This is a genomic window from Saccharothrix sp., assembly GCF_031180885.1.
Classification (GTDB): domain Bacteria; phylum Actinomycetota; class Actinomycetes; order Mycobacteriales; family Pseudonocardiaceae; genus Actinosynnema.
In genome coordinates this window covers 70,103-87,603 of the sequence record NZ_JAPSLK010000005.1, presented here as the reverse complement: position 1 = coordinate 87,603, position 17,501 = coordinate 70,103, and the positions used below count along the sequence as shown (strand labels likewise).

The following is a 17,501-nucleotide window of genomic DNA, read 5'->3' as shown; positions in this document are numbered from 1 at the left end:
TTACCCAGGCGACAGGAGAACCGGTGTGACGGTGGTGGCCAGGGCCGGTCTTGCCGGTCGCCGGCGGCGCCGGGTCGTGGGGCTCGCGGTGCTCGTGGCGCTGCTGCTGGCGGTGTGCGCTGCGAGTATCACGTTCGGTGCGCGGACGATTCCACTTGGTGCGGTGTGGGACGCGCTGGTCCGTCCGAACGGGACGGAGGCGGACATCATCGTGTGGTCGCTGCGGGTGCCGCGCACGGTGATGGGGGTGCTGGCCGGGTTGGCGCTGGGCGCGGCCGGGGCGTTGATGCAGGGGCACACCCGCAACCCGTTGGCCGACCCGGGGTTGCTGGGGGTCACGCAGGGTGCCGCGTTCGGGGTCGTGTTCGCGGTGGTCGTGCTGGGAGTCGACCGGCTCTACGGGTTCATCTGGTTCGGCTTTTTGGGCGCGATGATCGCCAGTGTGGCCGTGTTCCTGCTGGGGGCGGTCGGTGGGCGCGGGGCCACGCCGGTGACGTTGGCATTGGCCGGGGCGGCGGTCAGCGCGTTGCTGTACGGGCTGATCGCGGCGGTCGTGCTGGGCAACGAGCAGGGGATGGAGATCTACCGGTTCTGGCGGGTCGGGTCCATCGCCGGGCGGGACTTCGGGCTCGTGGGGCAGATCGTGCCGTTCCTGGTGGCGGGCTTGGTGCTGGCGGTGGTCAACACGCCGGGGATGAACACGCTCGCGTTGGGTGAGGACGTGGCGACGGCGTTGGGGCAGCGGGTCGTCCGGACGCGGGTGGTGGGTGTGGTGGCGATCACGTTGTTGGTGGGGGCGGCGGTGGCGGCTTGTGGGCCGATCGCGTTCCTGGGGTTGGTCGTGCCGCACCTGGCGCGTGCTGTGACCGGGCCGGACTACCGGTGGCTGGTGCCGTTCTCCGCGTTGCTGGGGGCGGTGTTGTTGCTGGTCGCCGACGTGCTGGGGCGGGTGCTGACCGGGGACAGCTTCGAGGTCGGCATCCTGCTGGCGATCATCGGCGCGCCGGTCTTCATCGTGCTCGTGCGGCGGAAGGGACTGGCCCGGATATGAGGGTTGTCGCAGCTGGGCCGGTCGCCTGGAAGGTCCGGCCCCGGGTGGTCGCGGTCGCGGTGGGGGCGTTCGCGTTGTTGGTCGTCGTGGCGGCGGTCAACATCGGGATGGGCAGTTCGCGCATCGGTGTGCTGGACGTGCTGGAGACCTTGCTGGGTGGTGGAACCGCGCGGGAGCGGGGGATCATCTTCGATCTGCGGCTGCCCCGGACGCTGACCGGCGTGCTGGTCGGGGCGGCGTTGGGGTTGTCGGGGGCGTTGTTCCAGTCGTTGGCGCGCAACCCGTTGGCCAGCCCGGACGTGCTCGGGATCACGTGGGGCGCCGGTGCGGCGACCGTCGCGGTGATCGTGCTGGGCGGGTACCGGGGGCAGGTCAGCGGTGCGGTCAGCGCGCTGGGGGTGCCGCTCGCCGGGTTGGTCGGCGGGTTGGTGGCCGGGGTGCTGCTGTACGCGTTGTCGTGGCGGCGCGGGATCGACGGGTACCGGATGGTGCTGATCGGCATCGGGTTGTCCGCCATCGGGTACAACACTGTGTACTGGCTGTTGACCATCGGTGACGTGAACGACGCCGCGCGGGCGGTGACGTGGATCGTCGGCAGCCTGTCGGAAGCGTCGTGGGACGCCGTGGGTCCGGTTCTGCTGGCGTTGGCGCTGCTGGTGCCGGTGACGTTGGTGTGCGGGCACACCATCGGCGGGTTGCAGTTCGGCGACGAGACCGCGCGCGGGCTGGGGATTCGCGTGGACGCGGCGCGGGGGACGTTGTTGCTGCTGGGCGCGGCGTTGGCGGCGGTCGCCACGTCGGCGGCCGGGCCGATCACGTTCGTCGCGCTGGCCACGCCCCAGATCGCGCTGCGGCTGACCCGGTCGCCCCAGCCGCCGCTGGTGGGGTCGATGCTGATCGGGGCGTTGTTGACGGTGTCGGCGGACCTGGTGACCCGTTTGGTGATCCCGGACCTGCCGGTCGGTGTGCTGACCGCGATCCTCGGTGCGCCTTACTTGATCTTCCTGTTCGTCCGGAGCCGCCGGGAGGCGCGAGCGTGAACGTCCGTCTGAGTGCCCAGTCGCTGCGGTTGGGGTACGGCGAGAGCGTCGTGGTCGACGACCTGAGCGTCGACGTGCTGGACGGCACGATCACGGCGATCATCGGGCCGAACGGGTGCGGCAAGTCGACGCTCTTGCGCGCGTTGGCCCGGCTGCTGCGGCCGTCGTCCGGGGCGGTCCTGTTGGACGGCAAGGAGATCGACCGGTTGCCGACGCGGGAGGTGGCGCGGGTCGTCGGGCTGCTGCCCCAGTCGCCGGTGGCGCCGGAGGGGTTGACGGTCGCGGACCTGGTCGCGCGGGGACGGCACCCGCACCAGCGCTGGTACCGGCAGTGGTCGTCGGCGGACGAGGAGGCCATCGAGCGGGCGTTGGTGCTGACCGGGATGGCGGAGCTGGCGGACCGGCAGGTCGACCACCTGTCGGGCGGGCAGCGGCAGCGGGCGTGGATCTCGATGACGCTGGCGCAGGAGACTGACCTGCTGCTGCTCGACGAGCCGATCACTTATCTGGACTTGGCGCACCAGATCGACGTGCTGGACCTCGTGCACCGGCTGCACCGGGAGCGGGGGACGACGGTGGTGATGGTGCTGCACGACCTGAACCTGGCGGCCCGGTACGCGGACACGTTGGTGGCGATGCGGGGTGGGCGGGTGCTGGCGCAGGGGGCGCCGGGGGAGGTGTTGACGGAGGCGATGTTGGACGAGGTGTTCGGGTTGGCGGCCAAGGTCATCTCCGATCCGGTGTCGGGCACGCCGTTGGTGATCCCGGTGAGCGCTCATCTGGCTTGAGCCAAACCCGCTTTTGCCGCGCAGCGGCTGCTTTTGCGCCGCAGGCGCCCATATGGGCTATCAGCCACAGGAAGGGCCTCGGTTCGTCCCCCGTACGGCCTGGGCGAAGCCCAACCACGCTTTGGTCTTTTGTGCAACCACGCTTTACCGGTTGCACAAAAGACCAAAGCGTGGTTGCCTCCGGCAGGCCGTGCGGGGGACGAACCGACGCTCTTCCACCCCCGGGGGCCTGCCGCGCGGCGAGCGCCGCTTTTGATCTTGCGAGCGCGCAGCGCGTTCGGCTTGGAAGCGCGTCGGCGCTGTTCAAGAGCGCGAAGCGCGTTCCTCCTCCAGCAGTGCGGAGCGCGTTGCGTGACCACGCGCGAAGCGTGGATTTGAGAGCGTAAGCGCGAGCCTGAAGATTAAAAGAGCCTCGCCGGCGGGCGAGCCGCCAAGGATGACACAACTGCAACTGCGGGGGGCTTCTTGCTTGTGCCATCCCCGCATGACCACCGCATGACCCGGCAAAGCCGACCACATTTTTGGCCGGGTGCCGCTAAAAATTTTGCTCGTTCCTCACAAAATTTTCGGCTGCACCCGACCAAAAATGTGGTAGCCCTTCGGGCGGGCCATACGGGGATGACACAAGCAAGAAGCCCGGGTTGAGGTGTGTCCCCTCGGTGGACTGCCCGCACGGCGAGGCCAGGTGCCCGCTGGGCCGCTAGCCGGTCAGGGTGGCGACTACCACGTCCAGGACCTCGTCGGCCGAGGCGTCGCAGCGCAGTGTCAACCGGTCCCCGCCGGGGCGGCCCGGGTAGCGGACGCGGATGCAGCGGAGGTCGGGGCGCTCCGGGATCTCCTGGTACTGGTGTGTCAGCACGATCGTCCACGCTGGTCCGGCCAGTGGGTCGGCAAGACCGTCGGCGATCCGGTCTGCTGTGCGCAGTGCCGTGCTGACGTCGGCACGGCTGGTCGCGCCGCCGGTCCACAGGGTGGTCAGGTCCTGGGGTCGGGAGATGTGGGCTACTGCGCTGGGGGTGGCCATGCGGACGACGGCGCATCGGTGGTGGTCGTCGACGAGTGCGGACGCGACCAGGTGGGCCACCATTCGCAAAGTGACCCCGACCTGGCCGTGGGCGGCTGGGCTGTCGTCGAGGAGGAGGACGGCGGAGCGCAGGACCGGTGGTAGGGCGCCTTGCCTTGTCCGGTACAGGAGTTCGCCGCGGGTGTAGCGCAAGCCCAACAGCTCCGGGAGCGCTAGTTGGGTGGGGACCAGAGCGTTCACCGCGCCGTGGCGGGCCAGGCCGGCGCGTTCGCCTAGTCCTGCGCCCTGGGCGCGGCCGGCGGCTCGGGTGGTCAAGCGCAGGCCGAGCAGGCGGCGTTGGCCGGTGTCGAGGGCCCACAGCTGTTCGCGTAGCGCGCGCATCCGCACTGGCAGCAACGGTTCCGCCGCCACCGCCTCGGGGCCCAGGAGGCCCAGCATGGTCAGCAGGCGGTCGTCGATGTCGTCCAGCACGCCGACCAGTGCGGCTAAAGGGACCTCGGGGCGGACCGGGTCTGCGGCGGGTGCGGCCAGTGCGGCGGACAGTGCGCCGGTCAGTTCGTCCTCAAAGGACTCGGCGGGTGGCTCGAAACCGGTTTGCGGCGGCAGTTCTGCGGCGAGGAGCACGACGACACCTACCAAGGCGGCCACCGGCCAGCGGAGTCCGCGTAGCGCCACGACTCCGGCGTGCCCGCGCAACCAACCCAGCCGCCCGTCGTCCCGGCCCGCGACCACGGCCAGCAGGTCGGCCACTGTGGACAGTGCGACTGCCACGCCGGCTCGCGCGGTCACCACACCCAAGGTCGTCAGGACGCCCGGGTCGAACGGCAGGGGATTGGTTCCGCGGTCGGTGTCGGCGTCCATGCGCCACCGCGACACCACACCGCCGGCGTACCCGATGCCGATCTCGTCGTCCGGGGACCATCGGACCGCCCACACGTCCCCGACGCCGTCCGGTCGGGGCAGGACCCGGGCGACCTTCCACGCCGTGACGTCCCACAAAGCGACGGTTCCGGGGGAAGCGCCGGGGAAGGCGAGCATCGCGGAGTCCGGGGACCACGTCAGGGCAGGCGCCCACCCGCGTGACCGGCCGGCCCCGGCCACGCGCCTGGCCTGCCAACCGGCGACGTCCCACACCGCCACGCCGGAGTCCGCCGCCGCCAGGTACCGCCCGTCCGGCGACCACGCCACTGGTCCGAACTGCGACCTCCCGGGCGTTTCCGCGGGACCCGGCACGCGTTCCCAGGTCTCCGTGTCCCAGAGGACGACCCGTCGACCGGAACTCGCGGCGAGCCGAGAACCGTCCGGTGACCACGTGACCCGGCCGACGCCCTGCCGGGCGGGCAGCACTCGGCCACGAGGCTCCGGCGCACCCCGGCGCACGGTGTAGACCAGGACGTGGTCGGGGGTGGGGCCAGGGCCCGGGACGGCGAGCATCCGGCCGTCTGGCGACCATGATGGGGCTTGACCGCCGGGTACAGAAGCGACGCGCTGGCCGGTGGCGGCGTCCAGCACCACCACGGTGTCCGTCTCGGAGTTGTGGAACGCGACCGCCACCAAACCGGTCGCGGACGCCTCCACGTCGAGCACGCCACCGGGCACCGCGGGAACGTCCGCCGCCCACAGCGGCTCCTCGGCCGGGTCGCCGGTTCGCACCACCCGGCCGTCGGCCTCCTGCACCACGTAAGAACCGTCCAGCCAGGCGAAGCCCGGACCCCACCGGTTCTCGCCCGCCGGCACCAGGACGTCCGACCGCACGGCGAGCACCCCGGCGTCGACCGCCCGGTCCCGACCCACGCTGCGCGCCGCCCGCACCGCCCACCGCCGCACCGCCGCGGTGGCCGCCGCCCGGTCGGGGGTCGGCTTGGTGTCGGGCATCCGCCACACCCGCACCTCGTCCGGCGTGGCCCGCACCGCCACCGCCCCCGACCCGCCGACGTGCAACCCGCCCGCCTCGCGCAACGCCGCCGGCAGCGTCCAGACCAGGTCCAACTGCCGGTCCACCACCGCGACCTCGTCGCCGAAACCGACCAGCAGGTGCGCACCGCTGCGGGTGAAGCCCAGCGCGACCGGGGCCTGCCGGCCGCCGAGGTCGCGTCGGTCGAGTCCGCGCCAGGACGCGGTGTCGATGGTGAACACGTCCCGCGTGCCGGCGGCGGCGACCAGGCTCCCGTCCGGCGACCACGCCAGTCGCACCACGGGGTGCGTGGACGTGCCGATGCTGCGCAGCATGGCCTGACGCGGCAAGTCCCACCACTGCAACGCGTTGGGCACCGCCACGCACAGCGCCGGTTCGCCCGGCCGCCACGCGAGGGCGTTGACCCGGCCGCCGGTCTCGTAGCGGCTCACCACGGACGTGCGCCGGTCCAGCACCACCACCTCGCCGGACGCCGTGCCCAAGGCCAGCAACCGGCCGGTGGCGTCCACGGCCAGCGCGGTGACGTTGTCGCGGTCGCCCACTCCCGGCGGCAGGCGGCGGGATGCCCCGGTGTCCGGGTCGAGGGCCTGCGCCACGCGGTTGGCCAGGACCACGGGGTCGTACCCGTCGTCGGCCCACTGGACCTCAACGGGGTGCTCGTCGGCGACCGCGATCCGCCGCGTCCACACCGGAGTTCCGGTCAGGTCCACCAGTTCGATGCCCGAACGGCTCACCGCGAGCAACGCCCCCGCGTCCGGCGACACGGCGACACCCCGGGCCGCGCACGGCACCGCAGCGACGAGGTCGGAGTCCATCACTCCCCGGCCGCCTGCTCGTACAACCGGGCCGCGCGGTAGAAGTCGCCCGCCAGCTCCAACTGGCGGGCCGCCGCGGCCAGGTCACCGGACAACTCCAAGCGGGTCGCGGCCGAGATCAGCCCGACCCGTTGAGCCGGCTCGTGCTCGGGCGCGCCGACCGCTTCCGGTTTTCCGGGTCGGGCCACTTCTGCCAAGCGTGCCAACAACTTCTCGGCCGTCGCGGACAGCCCGTCGCGCACCTCGGGCGGGTCTTGCAGCCACAGCGACCACGCCGGCACCGCGTCCTCCGCGCGGAACCGGAACGCGCCCTCCGCGGTGGCCACCACGACCGTGCCGCGGGCCAGCCCGAAGTGCTCGACCAGCGCGTTCGCCGGTGGTCGGGGGCGCAGGGCGGTGCCGGACTCCAGGTACAGGCCGTCCGAGCCGAACCGCGCGACCGGGACGCCGAACGGCACCGGGTCCGTGGTGCCGCCCGGTTCGACCAGCAGGTGCCGGCCGGGTCCGGGGACGACGTGCAGCGCCTCGCGGGCCGGGCCGTGCGCCAGGAACACGCGCAGGGCGGGCAGGTCGTCGTCGGACACCAGGGTCGCGTCGACGCGGTCGGCGGTGGTGTCGTCGCGCACCAGGGCGATGCCGATGGCCACCCCGTCGACCGGTGTGGGTGCGTGGCGCGGGGGAGCGGCGACCGGCAGGTGCAGGGTCGGGGCCGTTTCCCGTGCGGTGACCACGACGTCCCACACACCGGACCCGTCGGACGTCACGGCCCACCTGCGCCCGGCCGGGACGGAGGCGGCGAGGACGTCGTCGTCGACGGGGTAGCGGGCGCGGTGGTCGACGAGCAGTGAAGGGCCGACCTCGCGGCACACGACCGTGTCGGGGAGCGCGGACGTGGTGCGCAGCAACGACTTCGGCAACGCGGGACCACCCTGACCGCCCAGCCGCAACAACACCGCCGGTCGGACTTCCTGGTTTCGGCGCAGTTGGATGGCGGTCACGGTCACCGGGACATCACTGTCCAAACAGGACTTGACGAGTGGTGCGGCGAGCAGACCTGGTGTCAGCACGGAGACTTCGCTCCGGTCCGGTCCGGTTGCCGGCACGGCGGCGGACGCGGCCAGTTCAGCGGCGGTCACCACCGGCCAGGTTGACGTGTCCGGCGCCGGGCCGATCTCGGCGCCGAGGGCGAGTGCGGCTTGCTCGGCGGCATCCGTGATCGGCAGGCACACCGAGCCGTCAGGGGCGCGGTGGCAGCGCAGGGACTGGTCTTCCACCGCGCCCAGCAACGCCAACGCGGCGGCGTCACCGCGGAACCAGGCCACCCGTGCGCTGCTGGACGGTGGTGAGGGTGGTGCGCTCGGCTCCGGGACGGGGTCGCGGCGCAGTGGACGCACGTCGCCGATGTAACCGCCGGGTCCCCGCCCGCGCGCGTCCGAGGCCGGTGGTGGCTGCGGCGACCACGGCTGGCTCGGCGGCGAGGGCGGTGGTGACCACGGTTGGCTCGGCGGTGGGGGTGGTGGGTCGGGAGGTGGGGGTGTGGGCCAGAAAGGCTCGGGGGGCCAAGGCACGTCGGCGGGCCAGCCGGGTGGTGGGGGACCATCGGAGTCCAAAGCCCACAGCATCTCCTGCGGGATCTCCGGCGGCCAAGGCCACTCGGGAGGCAGCTTGGCGGGCCGGGGCGCGGTCGGGTCCAGCAGCCACAGGACCTCCGGCAGCACCTCGGGCGGCCACGCCAACTCACCCGGCCAGTCCACCGGCCGCGACCCGTCCACCGGCAACCCCATGGCCGCCAACGTCTCCGCCGGCAACCGGGTCAGGTCGATGGGCACCAGCACCAGATCCGCCGGCGGCTCCAGCGGCCGGACGTCGAAGGGCGGCGGCGTTCGACCCTCCGAGGGCTTCTTGCGGCGCATCCGGTCCCAGATCACGCCGCACCCCCGGGCAGCCCGGCCGTGCCGCCCAACGCCCGCTCCGCCCACTCCCGCCACTCCACCAGCACCGCCGGGTGCCCACCGGCATAAGCGTCGGCGAACACCTGCGCCGCCAGGTCCGGCCGCCCCACGAGGTCCGCCGCCTCGACAGCCCACCGCTGCGGCGTGCCCCACTGGCGGTGGTCCAGCGCCGCCAACGCATCCCGCAACGCCGAGTGCCCACCGCCCTCCAGCGCCCGGCACAGCGCCCGCACGATCGTCCGCCGCACCCCCGGCTCGGCCCGATCGCCGTCGACCAGCCACCGCGCCCGCGCGGTGTTGCGGCCCGCGGTCACCAGCACCCAAGCGGCCGACACGACGTCACCGGCCTGCTCCCAGCAGCCCGCCGCCTCCTCGACCCGGCCCAGCCGCAACCAGCACGACACCGCCTCGGGCACCAGCCGCGCCCGCGCGTAGCAGTCGGCGGCCCGCTCCAGGTCCCCGCCCCGCTCGTACAGCACGGCCGCCGGGTGGAGCGTGCCCGCGCGCTCCCGGCAGCGGGCGGCCTCCAGCGGCAGCCCGGCCTGCTCGTAGCAGTCGGCCGCGCGTTCGAGGAGGCGCCGGGCGTCGGTCACCCGTTCTCCTGGGTCTCCGCCGTCCGGCCGCGCTCGCCGTCGTCATCCTGCGGCGCCCACGCCTCCACCGCGGGTCGGCGGGTCGCCAGGTCCTCCTCGACCAGCGGACGCGGGTCGAGCACCCGGCCGACGCGGTGGGCGATCTCGTCGTGGACGGCGTCGTGCGCCTCGCCCTCGCGGGCCGCGCCCAGGTCGTCCACCTGGAACAGCTCCACCTCGCCGGTCTCGGCGTTGATGCGCAAGCTCACCCTGACCCGCACGGCTCACGACTCCATCTCGAACTGGATCTCGACCACGCCGTCCTCCTCGCGCACCACGAAGTTCTGCGCGCCGTTGCGGACCGCGAACTCCGTGATGGCGCCCTGCACGCCCGCGACCATCGCCCGCTGCACGCCACGCATGGTGCGTTCGTGCACCTCCTCCAGGCGCTGCTGCGCGGCCGACCGGAGTTCCCGTTCCCGCAACCGGGACTCCTCGTCCAGCTTGCGGTCGGCGTCGGCTTGCGCGTCGGCCTCGGCGGCGGCCGTGCCGCGTTCCCGCAGCAGCCGGGCCTGCTCGTCGGCCTCGCGCCGCAACGCGGCCCGGCGCTGCTCGGCGAGTTCGTCGGCGACCCGTTCGGCGGCGCGGCCGGCTTCCTCCTCGGCCTTCTCCTTGGTGCGGCCCATCCACTCGTCCTCGTACCAGAGGCCCTCCTGCTCGGTCTCGACCTCGTCGGTGACCTCGCCGGACTCGACCCGCGTCGCAGAACCCTCGACCTCGACGTCCGCGGTCAGCCGGACGGTGATCTCCAGGTCGCCGGTCGACGGCCGGTACACCACCAGCCCGTCGGGCACCCGGTGGTGGTAGTCCTCGCCGACCACTTCCCACTCCGGGTCCTCGGCCAGGGCGCGTTCGAAGGCGATCAGCAGCGGCCGGGCCAGCAGGGTGCGCAGGGACCGGGTCATGGTGGCCTCGCCGGCCACCGTGCCCGCCGCCCGCGCGGTGCGGACGACCTCGGTCCGCCACGCCTCGGAAATGACCCGGGTCGCGCGCACGACGACCCGTCGGGGATTGCACATGGCTACTCCTAGCTCGTCTTCCGCAGCCGCTGGGTGACGTCGTTGATGAGCCCGCGGACGGTGTCGATGGCCGCGTGCTCCTGCGGGTGCCGGCGTTGCAGGGGTTGCAGCACCTCCTGGTTGAGCACGCGCAGGGTGGTCATGACCGCGGAGCCGTCCGCGCCCGCCGGGTAGTCGTCGAGCTGCCGCACCCGCTGGTGGGCCAGTTCCAGCAGCGCGGTCACCGAGCGGCCGGCGTCCTCGCCGTCCACCGCGCCCAGGTGGTTGTCCAGCACGCCCTTGGCGACCTCGGCGTCACCGGGCTCGGTCCAGATGTGCCGCAACGGCCACAGGTCGCGCGGGTGGGCCACCTCCGCGCCGCGCAGCAGCGCCGCGCCCGCCACCAGCTTCAGGCCGCGCACGATCCGCCGGTCCGACAGCGCCACACCGCGCGCGGTCAGCTCGGCCACCACGTCGGCGTAGCGGGACCGGACCTCGGTGAGCCGGACGTGCCGCAGCTGCCGGGTCAGCTTCGCCAGGTCGGACACCGACACCAGCGGCGAGGTGTTCACCCCGCCCCCGCCCAGCTGCTCGGTCTGATGCTGCCAGCCCCGGTCCAGCAGCTCGTGCAACCGGATGCGGGCCACCGGCTCGACCTCCAGCCGCAGCAGGAACCGGTCCGCGAACGCCAGCAGCGCCGGGTCCTCGGGCAGTTCGCTGGACGCGCCGAACAGGCTCACCAGCCGCGCGGGCTGGCGCGTGCCGCCGTTGTCGAACGACCGCTCGTTGAGCACCGCCAGCAGGGTGTTGAGGATGGCGCTGCTGCCCTGGAACACCTCGTCCAGGAACACGATGTCCGCCTCGGGCAGCATCCCCGTGGTGCGGATGCGGTAGGTGCCGACCTGGAACTGCTGGAAGTCCAGCGGCCCGAAGATCTCCGACGGCTCGGTGAACCGGGTCAGCAGGTAGCGGAACTGGGAGGCGTTGACCAGGCCGCAGAACCGCGAGATCAGGTCGGTCTTGGCGGTGCCCGGCGGGCCGATCAGCAGCAGGTGCTCCTGGCACACCGCGGCCAGCACCATCAGCCGCACCGCCGCGCCCCGGCCGACGAACCAGCCGTCCAGCTTGCGCTCCACGGCGGCCAGCAGGTTGACCGTCCGCGTGGTCTCCTCGGGCCAGCTCACACGCGCCCCCGACCCACGTGCTCCCGCTTGCGGCTGATCTGGTGCAGGCCCACCAGCTCGCCCAGCTGCGTCGGCGTCGGCGGTCTGCCCTCGTACCGGGCGGCCACGAACGCGTCCCGGAACAGCGCCCGGATCTCGTCGCCGTTCCAGTCGACGGTGGCCCGCACCAGCGCCTCGGTGATCCCCTCGACCGGGACGCGGTAGCGGCGGGCGTGCACCCGGATGATGTCGCGGCGGGCGTACTCGTCGGGCAGGTCGATGGGGAAGCTCGCGAACCGGCTCGGCCGCAGCAGCGCCGAGTCGATCAGCTCCAGCCGGTTCGTCGTGCCGATCACCAGCATCTGCACGTCCGGGCGGAACCCGTCCATCTCGGTGAGGATCTGGGCGACCATCGCGTTGCCCGCGCGGCTGCCGCCGTCGTCGCCGCTGCCCCGGCGGGCGGCGATCGAGTCGAACTCGTCGAACACGATGACCGACGGCGCGTTGCGGCGGGCCTCGGCGAACAGCTCGCGGATGCGCCGCTCGCCCTCGCCGACGAACTTGTTGGTCACCTCGGGGCCGGACACGATCTGGATGGTGGCGTTGAACTTGTTCGCGACCGCCTTGGCGAACAGGGTTTTGCCGGTGCCCGGTGGCCCGTAGAAGATGAACCCGCGCGGGGTGAGTTCGGCCCGCAGGTGCTGGTCCTCGTCGGGCAGGGCGCGGGACATGTTCATGATGTGCAGCGTGCGTTCGAGGGCGGCTTTCACGTCGTCGTAGCCGCCGATGTCGTCCCAGCTGACGTCGGGGATCTCGAAGCTGGACGACTGTTGCGCCTTGAACGCCCTGATGGTGTCGCGCAGCTCGGCCACGGTCGCCTGCGGGTTGCCCTCGTGCTGCTGGTGGGCGTACCGCATCGCTTGGCGCAGCCGGACCGGGCTCAGGCCCGCCAGGAACTTGTACAGGTCGGTGTTCTCGCGGACCGAGAAGTGCGCGGCCTCTTCGCGGGTGATGAGGGCCGTTTGGGACGGCAGTTCCTCGCCGGTGTGCAGGCGGACCAGCCGGGGCGTGCCCTCGATGGCGATGCGGGTGCTGAACCGGGACGCCAGCACTTCGGGGACGGGCAGCGACGGGTCCGCGAAGGCCAGCAGCACGCAGCGGGAGCCGTGGGTGGAGTAGAGCAGTTCGATCAGCTCGCGCGACTCGTTGGACAGCGCGCCGTCCTGGCCGCCGCCCAGCAGGTCCAGGTGCGGCACGACGAGGACTTGGCGGTCCTTGATCTCGCGGACCAGGTCGCGCAGGCGGGACAGCAGGCGTTGGCGCAGGGTCGCGGGCGGGGCGGGGAACCCGGCGACCGGGGGCTGGGGCTCGTCGCCGTCCGATTCCAACAGCTGCGGGTCGCGGCCGGCCTGTCGGACGATGTGCTCGGCCAGGTGGGGGACCAGGATCTTCTCGCAGGTGATCAGCACCGACTGGTCGGCGCGCAGCAGTGAGGCCGCCGCCTCGATCTCGACGCCGTGGGCGAGCTGGGTGGCCTGCTCCTCGGTGATCTTCTCCGGGTGCCGGGGCGACGGCGCACCCGGCTCCGCCTGGCGCGGCGGCGGGCCGGCGCTCGGTGGTGGGGCTGCGTGCGGTGGTGGGGCTGCGGACTGGGGTGGGGTGCCGGGGGTCGGTGGGTGCAGGACGGTGCCCGGCGTGACGTCGGAGCGGAGTTGGAACTCCAGGTCGAAGTCGTGCAGCGGCAAGGCGGCCTGGTCCGGGCGCAGCGGTTCGACCAGCAGGCACCGGTGCCGGGCCAGGACCGCCGCGACCGGGCTGCTCGGCGCCTCGCCCAGCACGTCCACCCGGGTCTCGGGCTGCTCGATGACCACCCGCAGGCTGATCGGCTCGCTCATCGGTACCTCCAGTGGAACCGGATGCCGTCCAGGTAGCCGGTGAACGCGGGCCGCGCGCGCAGGTCGCGCCGGTGCGCCCGTTCGATCGACGCCAGCGCCTGCCACCACCGCGCCGTGGCCACCAGCAGTTCGCCGCCGTCCGCCTCGGCCTCCCGCAGCCGCGCCCGGTGCGCGTCGCCGAAGTACGTCATCGCCGCCTCGTACACGTCGAGCACGAAACCCCGGTCCCGGAACCGGAAGCGCTCGAACACCTCACCCCGCCACCGCGCTTGCCCAGGTCTGGTCGGCACGTCGGCCAGCCGCAGCACGGCGGCGCGCCGCGCGGGCGGGTCGTCGATCGCCTGCTCCAGCACGGCTTCCACCTCGTGCTCCTCCGCCGGCGACGGCACCTCGAACAACGCGTGCAACGGCGACCGCGCCAGCACCGCCTCCCGCAACCCGCCGTCCAACGCCGCCAGGCACCGCGTCGAAACCCCGTAGTGCGCCACGATGTCCGCGCCCGACCGCGGCATCGGCACCGCCTCCAGCAGCCGGGCCGCGACCGACCTCCGCTGTCGCCCTCCCACCGCCGCGCACAGCACCGCCGCGCCCACCCCGGCCGGCCGCGGGTCACCCAGCGGCGGACCGCTCAGCCGCAGCTTGGCGCTGGTGACCGCGACCAGCCGCCCGACCGCGGCGAGCACGTCGCGGCCGGGTCGGGCCAGTTCCGCGGGCGCGGCGAGGTCGCCGCGGGGCGGTTGGCCGCCGCGGTCACTCGTCGTCCACTCCAACACCCGCAGGGAGGTATCTGTCGCGCTCATGTCTGATCCACTGGGTGCAAGCCCTCATGTCGTTGTCCTGGCGGCCGTAGAAGCGCAGCACCCGTCTGTGCTTGGTCACGTTGAGCAGGCCGGCCACCTGCCAGGGCCTGCGGAACGTCGCGAAGTGCAGGTCGAGGTCCACATCGGACAGTCCCAGGCCGGTGCCCGCCTCGAACAGGTGCGTGTGGTACCAGCCGACCAGCTCCTCGCCCTGACCGCGCTCGGCGCGCAGCTGGTTGACGGCGGCGAAGGAGTCGGCGGTGAAGGTGAAGTGGCCCTTGCCCGCGCCGGAACTCTGCGCGGGCGTCACCGCGGTGATCTCGACCAGGTAGCGGGTGTCGCCGCCGGCGATCGCGCGGACGGTGCCGAGGAAGAACCCGCCCTCCTCGATGCGCTGCGACAGCGGCAGGTCCGACAGCAGCAGCGACTGCGTGGCCGGGGTCATCAGCACGTTGATCGGCGTGAGGTACTCCTCCGGCATCCCGTGGTCGGCGGGTCGCACCTCGGCGACGGCCGGTTCCTCCACCTTGTTGATGGTGAACAGCGGCTGGTTGTTGGGGCGGTGCAGGTTCACGTCCACCGCGCCCTCGATCGACGGGGCCTTGCGGTAACTGCGCTCGCCGTCCAGCACGGGATGGCTGATCCGGAACGACCAGTGCGGCTCGTCGGCGTCGATCCGGTCCACGAACCGCCGCAGCACCGGCCCGAGCAGCGCGCCCACCCCGAACTTGCGCCGGTACACGACCTGCTTGCCGCGCACCGCCAGCACGTCCAGCTCGCCGAAGTCGGGCAGCAGGTTCACCAGCCGGTCCTCGACCGGCGCGTCCTCGCCGACCTGGTGGAACACCAGCACGAACGTGATGTCCTCGTCGGCCTCGTCCAGCGCCTCGCGCAGCAGCGGCTCCAGCGACAGCCGGCCGAAGTAGCGCGGCCGGGGCCGGTCACCCTTGAACAGCATCACCTCGGCGATGGTCATTCGTCGCCGCCCCACGCCCGCACGGTCAACGGCATCGGCGCGCGCCCCTGGTCCGCGGCCTCCTTCGCCAGCTCGTGCAGCCGCCGCCCGCCGATGGCCTCGATGGCGTCCTGACCGGCCTCGGACCGGGCCCACAGCGCGGCCTGGCGGTCGAAGTAGCCCTCGCCCTCCTCGTCGGGGTCGAGCACCTCGTAGTTGCGGTAGCCCGCGATGTCCACCAGCATCCCGCACAGCTCGGCGAAGTCCAGGTCCGGCCGGTAGGCGTCGATCAGCGCGCCCAGGCACACCGCGCCCTTGGGCAGCCGCGCCGCGGGCAGCCGGGCGATGTTGGGGTGGAACACCGGCGACTGCCACAGCACCAGCGGCGCCTCGCGCGGGAACTCGCGGTCCAGCGCGATCAGCACCTCGTGCTCGCCGACCGGCACCGGTTCGGGCCGGTACGGGTCGGCGTCCTCGGGCAGCGCGAACCCGGTGGTGGTGATCCGGATGGTGAACTGGGTGGGCAGTTCGCGGCTGTTCGTCTTGACGATCTCGAACCCGTCGTGCCGCCGGGCGTAGGCCTCGATCTGGGCGCTGGCCTTCTCCACCCACTGCTGCCACCGCCGGGTCGAGCCCGCGGTGGCCTGGGCGGCGACCTGCATGGCGTCGCCGTCGCGCACACCGGCCTCGTGCAGCGTCTGGTTCGGGTCCAGCCTGCGGGGCTGGCCGTCCGCGCCGATGACGTCCACGACCGTGCGCTGGAACTCGCCGCGCCGGTTGCGCACGGCCTCGTCGTCGTACTGGCTGAGCACGGCGAACGGGATGTCGGAGACCAGCGTGGACGCGGGCACCGCGCGCAGCTCGAAGGGCTGGCCGTCCGGGCCCTGCACGACCAGGCTCGCGATCAGGTACGGCCGGAACGGGTGCCGCTCGTAGTTCACCGTGGCGTTCGACCCGCGCTGGGACAGCTCCTGCTGCACGGCGGCCACCATCTGGTCGGCCCGCCGGCCGGGGTCGGGGATGCGCACCGCGGACACGTGCGGTGTCGTGTAGAGCAGTTCGGCCTCGGGACCGGCGACCGCGCGCACCGCGTCCACGAACGCCGAGTGCTGGTCGGAGGTGACGGCGTAGAGCACGAAGCAGGGGCCGCTGTCCTCCAGCCTGGGCGGTGGTTCGGCGGTCTCGGGGCTCTCGGTCCGCGCGGTGGGCGCGGGGGTGTCGGCGGTGAGCTGGGTGAGCCACCCCGCGAACGTGCGGTTGTCCGGGTACCAGCTCAGCACCGTGCGCACGACGGTCTCCGGGCCGTTGGCCATGATGCCCAGTTCGAGCTGGCCCACCACGTGCAGCCAGAACGCCTGCGCGTTGGTGAACGCCGGTATCCGGCCGGGCGGGTAGCCCGTCTCGCGCAGGAACTCGCGGGCGGGTTCCTCGGTGTCGAAGATCGCCGCGAGGTCGCGGGCCAGCTCTTGTCTCATGGTGCTCCTTCGCCGGTGGGGGCCAGCTCCAGGTAGCGGAGCCGACCGGCGGAACCGGGGGTGACGACGGGCAGCAGCTCGCGCGGCGCGACGCCCAGGTCGGCCAGGCGCGCCCCGCCCGGCGCGTCGCGCAGGTGGACGCTGGTGCGGCCGTCGACCGGGAACGGCGTCCAGGTCAGCGCGACCTCGTCGTCGCGGACGGCTGCCAGGAGGTCGCCTGCGGTGCTGAAGTGGTTGTGCGCCAACGGGAATACCTCGGTGACGGTCTCGTGGAACGGGCACTCGGGGTCGCGGTCGAGACGGACCTGGTGCGCCGCGCCGCGAACCGGGTCGACCCGCACGACGGTCGTGCCGGGGCGGTGGCCGAACAGCAGCCGCAGGGCGGTGGTCGCCATCCACGACGCCACCAGCGCGGAGATCGGGGCGGACGCGCCGTGGTGGTGTGGTCGCACCAGGTCCGCGCAGCTCCACGGGTCGTCGGTGGCGGCCCGGTCGGCGGCGCTCAGGCCGCAGCCGAAGCAGGCGTCGTCCACCGCGTGGTAGCGCACCTCGCCGCCCCACGGGGACGTGCCGCCGTCCAGCAGCGGCACGCCGACCAGGTTGCACCGGGTGGTCAGCCGCAACCGGGCGGCCAGGCTGTCCAGGCAGCTCACCACCAGCGACGCCGACCGCAGCTCGCCCAGCCCGACGGCTGCGGCCAGTTCGGCGTGCCGGGGGTCGACCACGGTGTCCGGCGCGATCACCTCCAGCGCCTCCGCGGCGGCCTCCACCTTGGCCCGCCCCACGTCGGCGGCGCGGAACAACGCGCCCCGGCTCAGGTTCGACTCGCTGACCACGTCCGGGTCGCACAGCACCAGCCGGCCCACCCCGGCCTGCCCGAGCAGCCGCGCCACCTCCGTGCCCAGCGCCCCGACCCCGACCACGACGACCTCCGCGCGCGCCAAGGCGGTCTGGTCCCACCCCGGGACCAGCGCGTGCCGGGCGTAGCGGTCGGCCAC

Annotated in this window: 14 protein-coding genes; 3 read left to right on the top strand and 11 right to left on the bottom strand. The window is 73.0% G+C overall.

Annotated features, from left to right (window positions below):
* Window positions 1-25: 25 nt before the first annotated feature.
* The 3 genes from RIN75_RS10025 to RIN75_RS10015 are packed head-to-tail and all read left to right on the top strand — an operon-like array spanning window position 26 to window position 2,879.
* Window positions 26-1,051, top strand: a complete 1,026-nt coding sequence (locus RIN75_RS10025) for an iron chelate uptake ABC transporter family permease subunit (protein ID WP_309111550.1) — start codon at window positions 26-28, stop codon at window positions 1,049-1,051.
* A complete protein-coding gene (locus RIN75_RS10020; protein WP_309111549.1) occupies window positions 1,048-2,091 on the top strand; it encodes an iron ABC transporter permease in 1,044 nt (347 codons plus the stop codon). The genes RIN75_RS10025 and RIN75_RS10020 overlap by 4 nt, the downstream gene beginning before the upstream one ends.
* Window positions 2,088-2,879, top strand: a complete 792-nt coding sequence (locus RIN75_RS10015; RefSeq protein WP_309111548.1) for an ABC transporter ATP-binding protein — start codon at window positions 2,088-2,090, stop codon at window positions 2,877-2,879. Before RIN75_RS10020 ends, RIN75_RS10015 begins: the two co-directional genes overlap by 4 nt.
* A 700-nt stretch (window positions 2,880-3,579) precedes the next feature.
* Here RIN75_RS10015 and RIN75_RS10010 read toward each other — a convergent pair.
* Genes RIN75_RS10010 through RIN75_RS09960 form a run of 11 tightly spaced genes read right to left on the bottom strand, consistent with a single transcriptional unit; the run spans window position 3,580 to window position 17,501 of the window.
* Window positions 3,580-6,633, bottom strand: coding sequence for a WD40 repeat domain-containing protein (locus tag RIN75_RS10010; protein WP_309111547.1), 3,054 nt, complete (start codon window positions 6,631-6,633; stop codon window positions 3,580-3,582).
* Window positions 6,633-8,561 (bottom strand): hypothetical protein, encoded by a 1,929-nt coding sequence (locus RIN75_RS10005; protein ID WP_309111546.1) that lies wholly within the window; start codon window positions 8,559-8,561, stop codon window positions 6,633-6,635. Before RIN75_RS10005 ends, RIN75_RS10010 begins: the two co-directional genes overlap by 1 nt.
* A complete protein-coding gene (locus tag RIN75_RS10000; protein ID WP_309111545.1) occupies window positions 8,558-9,178 on the bottom strand; it encodes a hypothetical protein in 621 nt (206 codons plus the stop codon). The genes RIN75_RS10005 and RIN75_RS10000 overlap by 4 nt, the downstream gene beginning before the upstream one ends.
* Window positions 9,175-9,438: a hypothetical protein gene (locus RIN75_RS09995; RefSeq protein WP_309111544.1), complete on the bottom strand. Its 264-nt coding sequence runs from the start codon at window positions 9,436-9,438 to the stop codon at window positions 9,175-9,177. Before RIN75_RS09995 ends, RIN75_RS10000 begins: the two co-directional genes overlap by 4 nt.
* 3 nt (window positions 9,439-9,441) lie before the next feature.
* Window positions 9,442-10,236, bottom strand: a complete 795-nt coding sequence (locus RIN75_RS09990; protein WP_309111543.1) for a hypothetical protein — start codon at window positions 10,234-10,236, stop codon at window positions 9,442-9,444.
* Window positions 10,237-10,244: 8 nt separating this feature from the next.
* Window positions 10,245-11,399, bottom strand: coding sequence for an AAA family ATPase (locus RIN75_RS09985; protein WP_309111542.1), 1,155 nt, complete (start codon window positions 11,397-11,399; stop codon window positions 10,245-10,247).
* Entirely contained in the window at window positions 11,396-13,273 is a 1,878-nt protein-coding gene (locus RIN75_RS09980) for an ATP-binding protein (RefSeq protein ID WP_309111541.1), read from the bottom strand. The genes RIN75_RS09985 and RIN75_RS09980 overlap by 4 nt, the downstream gene beginning before the upstream one ends.
* Window positions 13,270-14,073 (bottom strand): hypothetical protein, encoded by an 804-nt coding sequence (locus RIN75_RS09975; protein ID WP_309111540.1) that lies wholly within the window; start codon window positions 14,071-14,073, stop codon window positions 13,270-13,272. The genes RIN75_RS09980 and RIN75_RS09975 overlap by 4 nt, the downstream gene beginning before the upstream one ends.
* The gene (locus RIN75_RS09970; RefSeq protein ID WP_309111539.1) at window positions 14,024-15,064 is read right to left on the bottom strand and encodes a JAB N-terminal domain-containing protein; all 1,041 of its coding nucleotides are present in this window, start codon (window positions 15,062-15,064) and stop codon (window positions 14,024-14,026) included. Before RIN75_RS09970 ends, RIN75_RS09975 begins: the two co-directional genes overlap by 50 nt.
* Window positions 15,046-16,503: an effector-associated domain EAD1-containing protein gene (locus tag RIN75_RS09965; RefSeq protein ID WP_309111538.1), complete on the bottom strand. Its 1,458-nt coding sequence runs from the start codon at window positions 16,501-16,503 to the stop codon at window positions 15,046-15,048. The genes RIN75_RS09970 and RIN75_RS09965 overlap by 19 nt, the downstream gene beginning before the upstream one ends.
* Window positions 16,500-17,501 (bottom strand): ThiF family adenylyltransferase, encoded by a 1,002-nt coding sequence (locus RIN75_RS09960; protein WP_309111537.1) that lies wholly within the window; start codon window positions 17,499-17,501, stop codon window positions 16,500-16,502. Before RIN75_RS09960 ends, RIN75_RS09965 begins: the two co-directional genes overlap by 4 nt.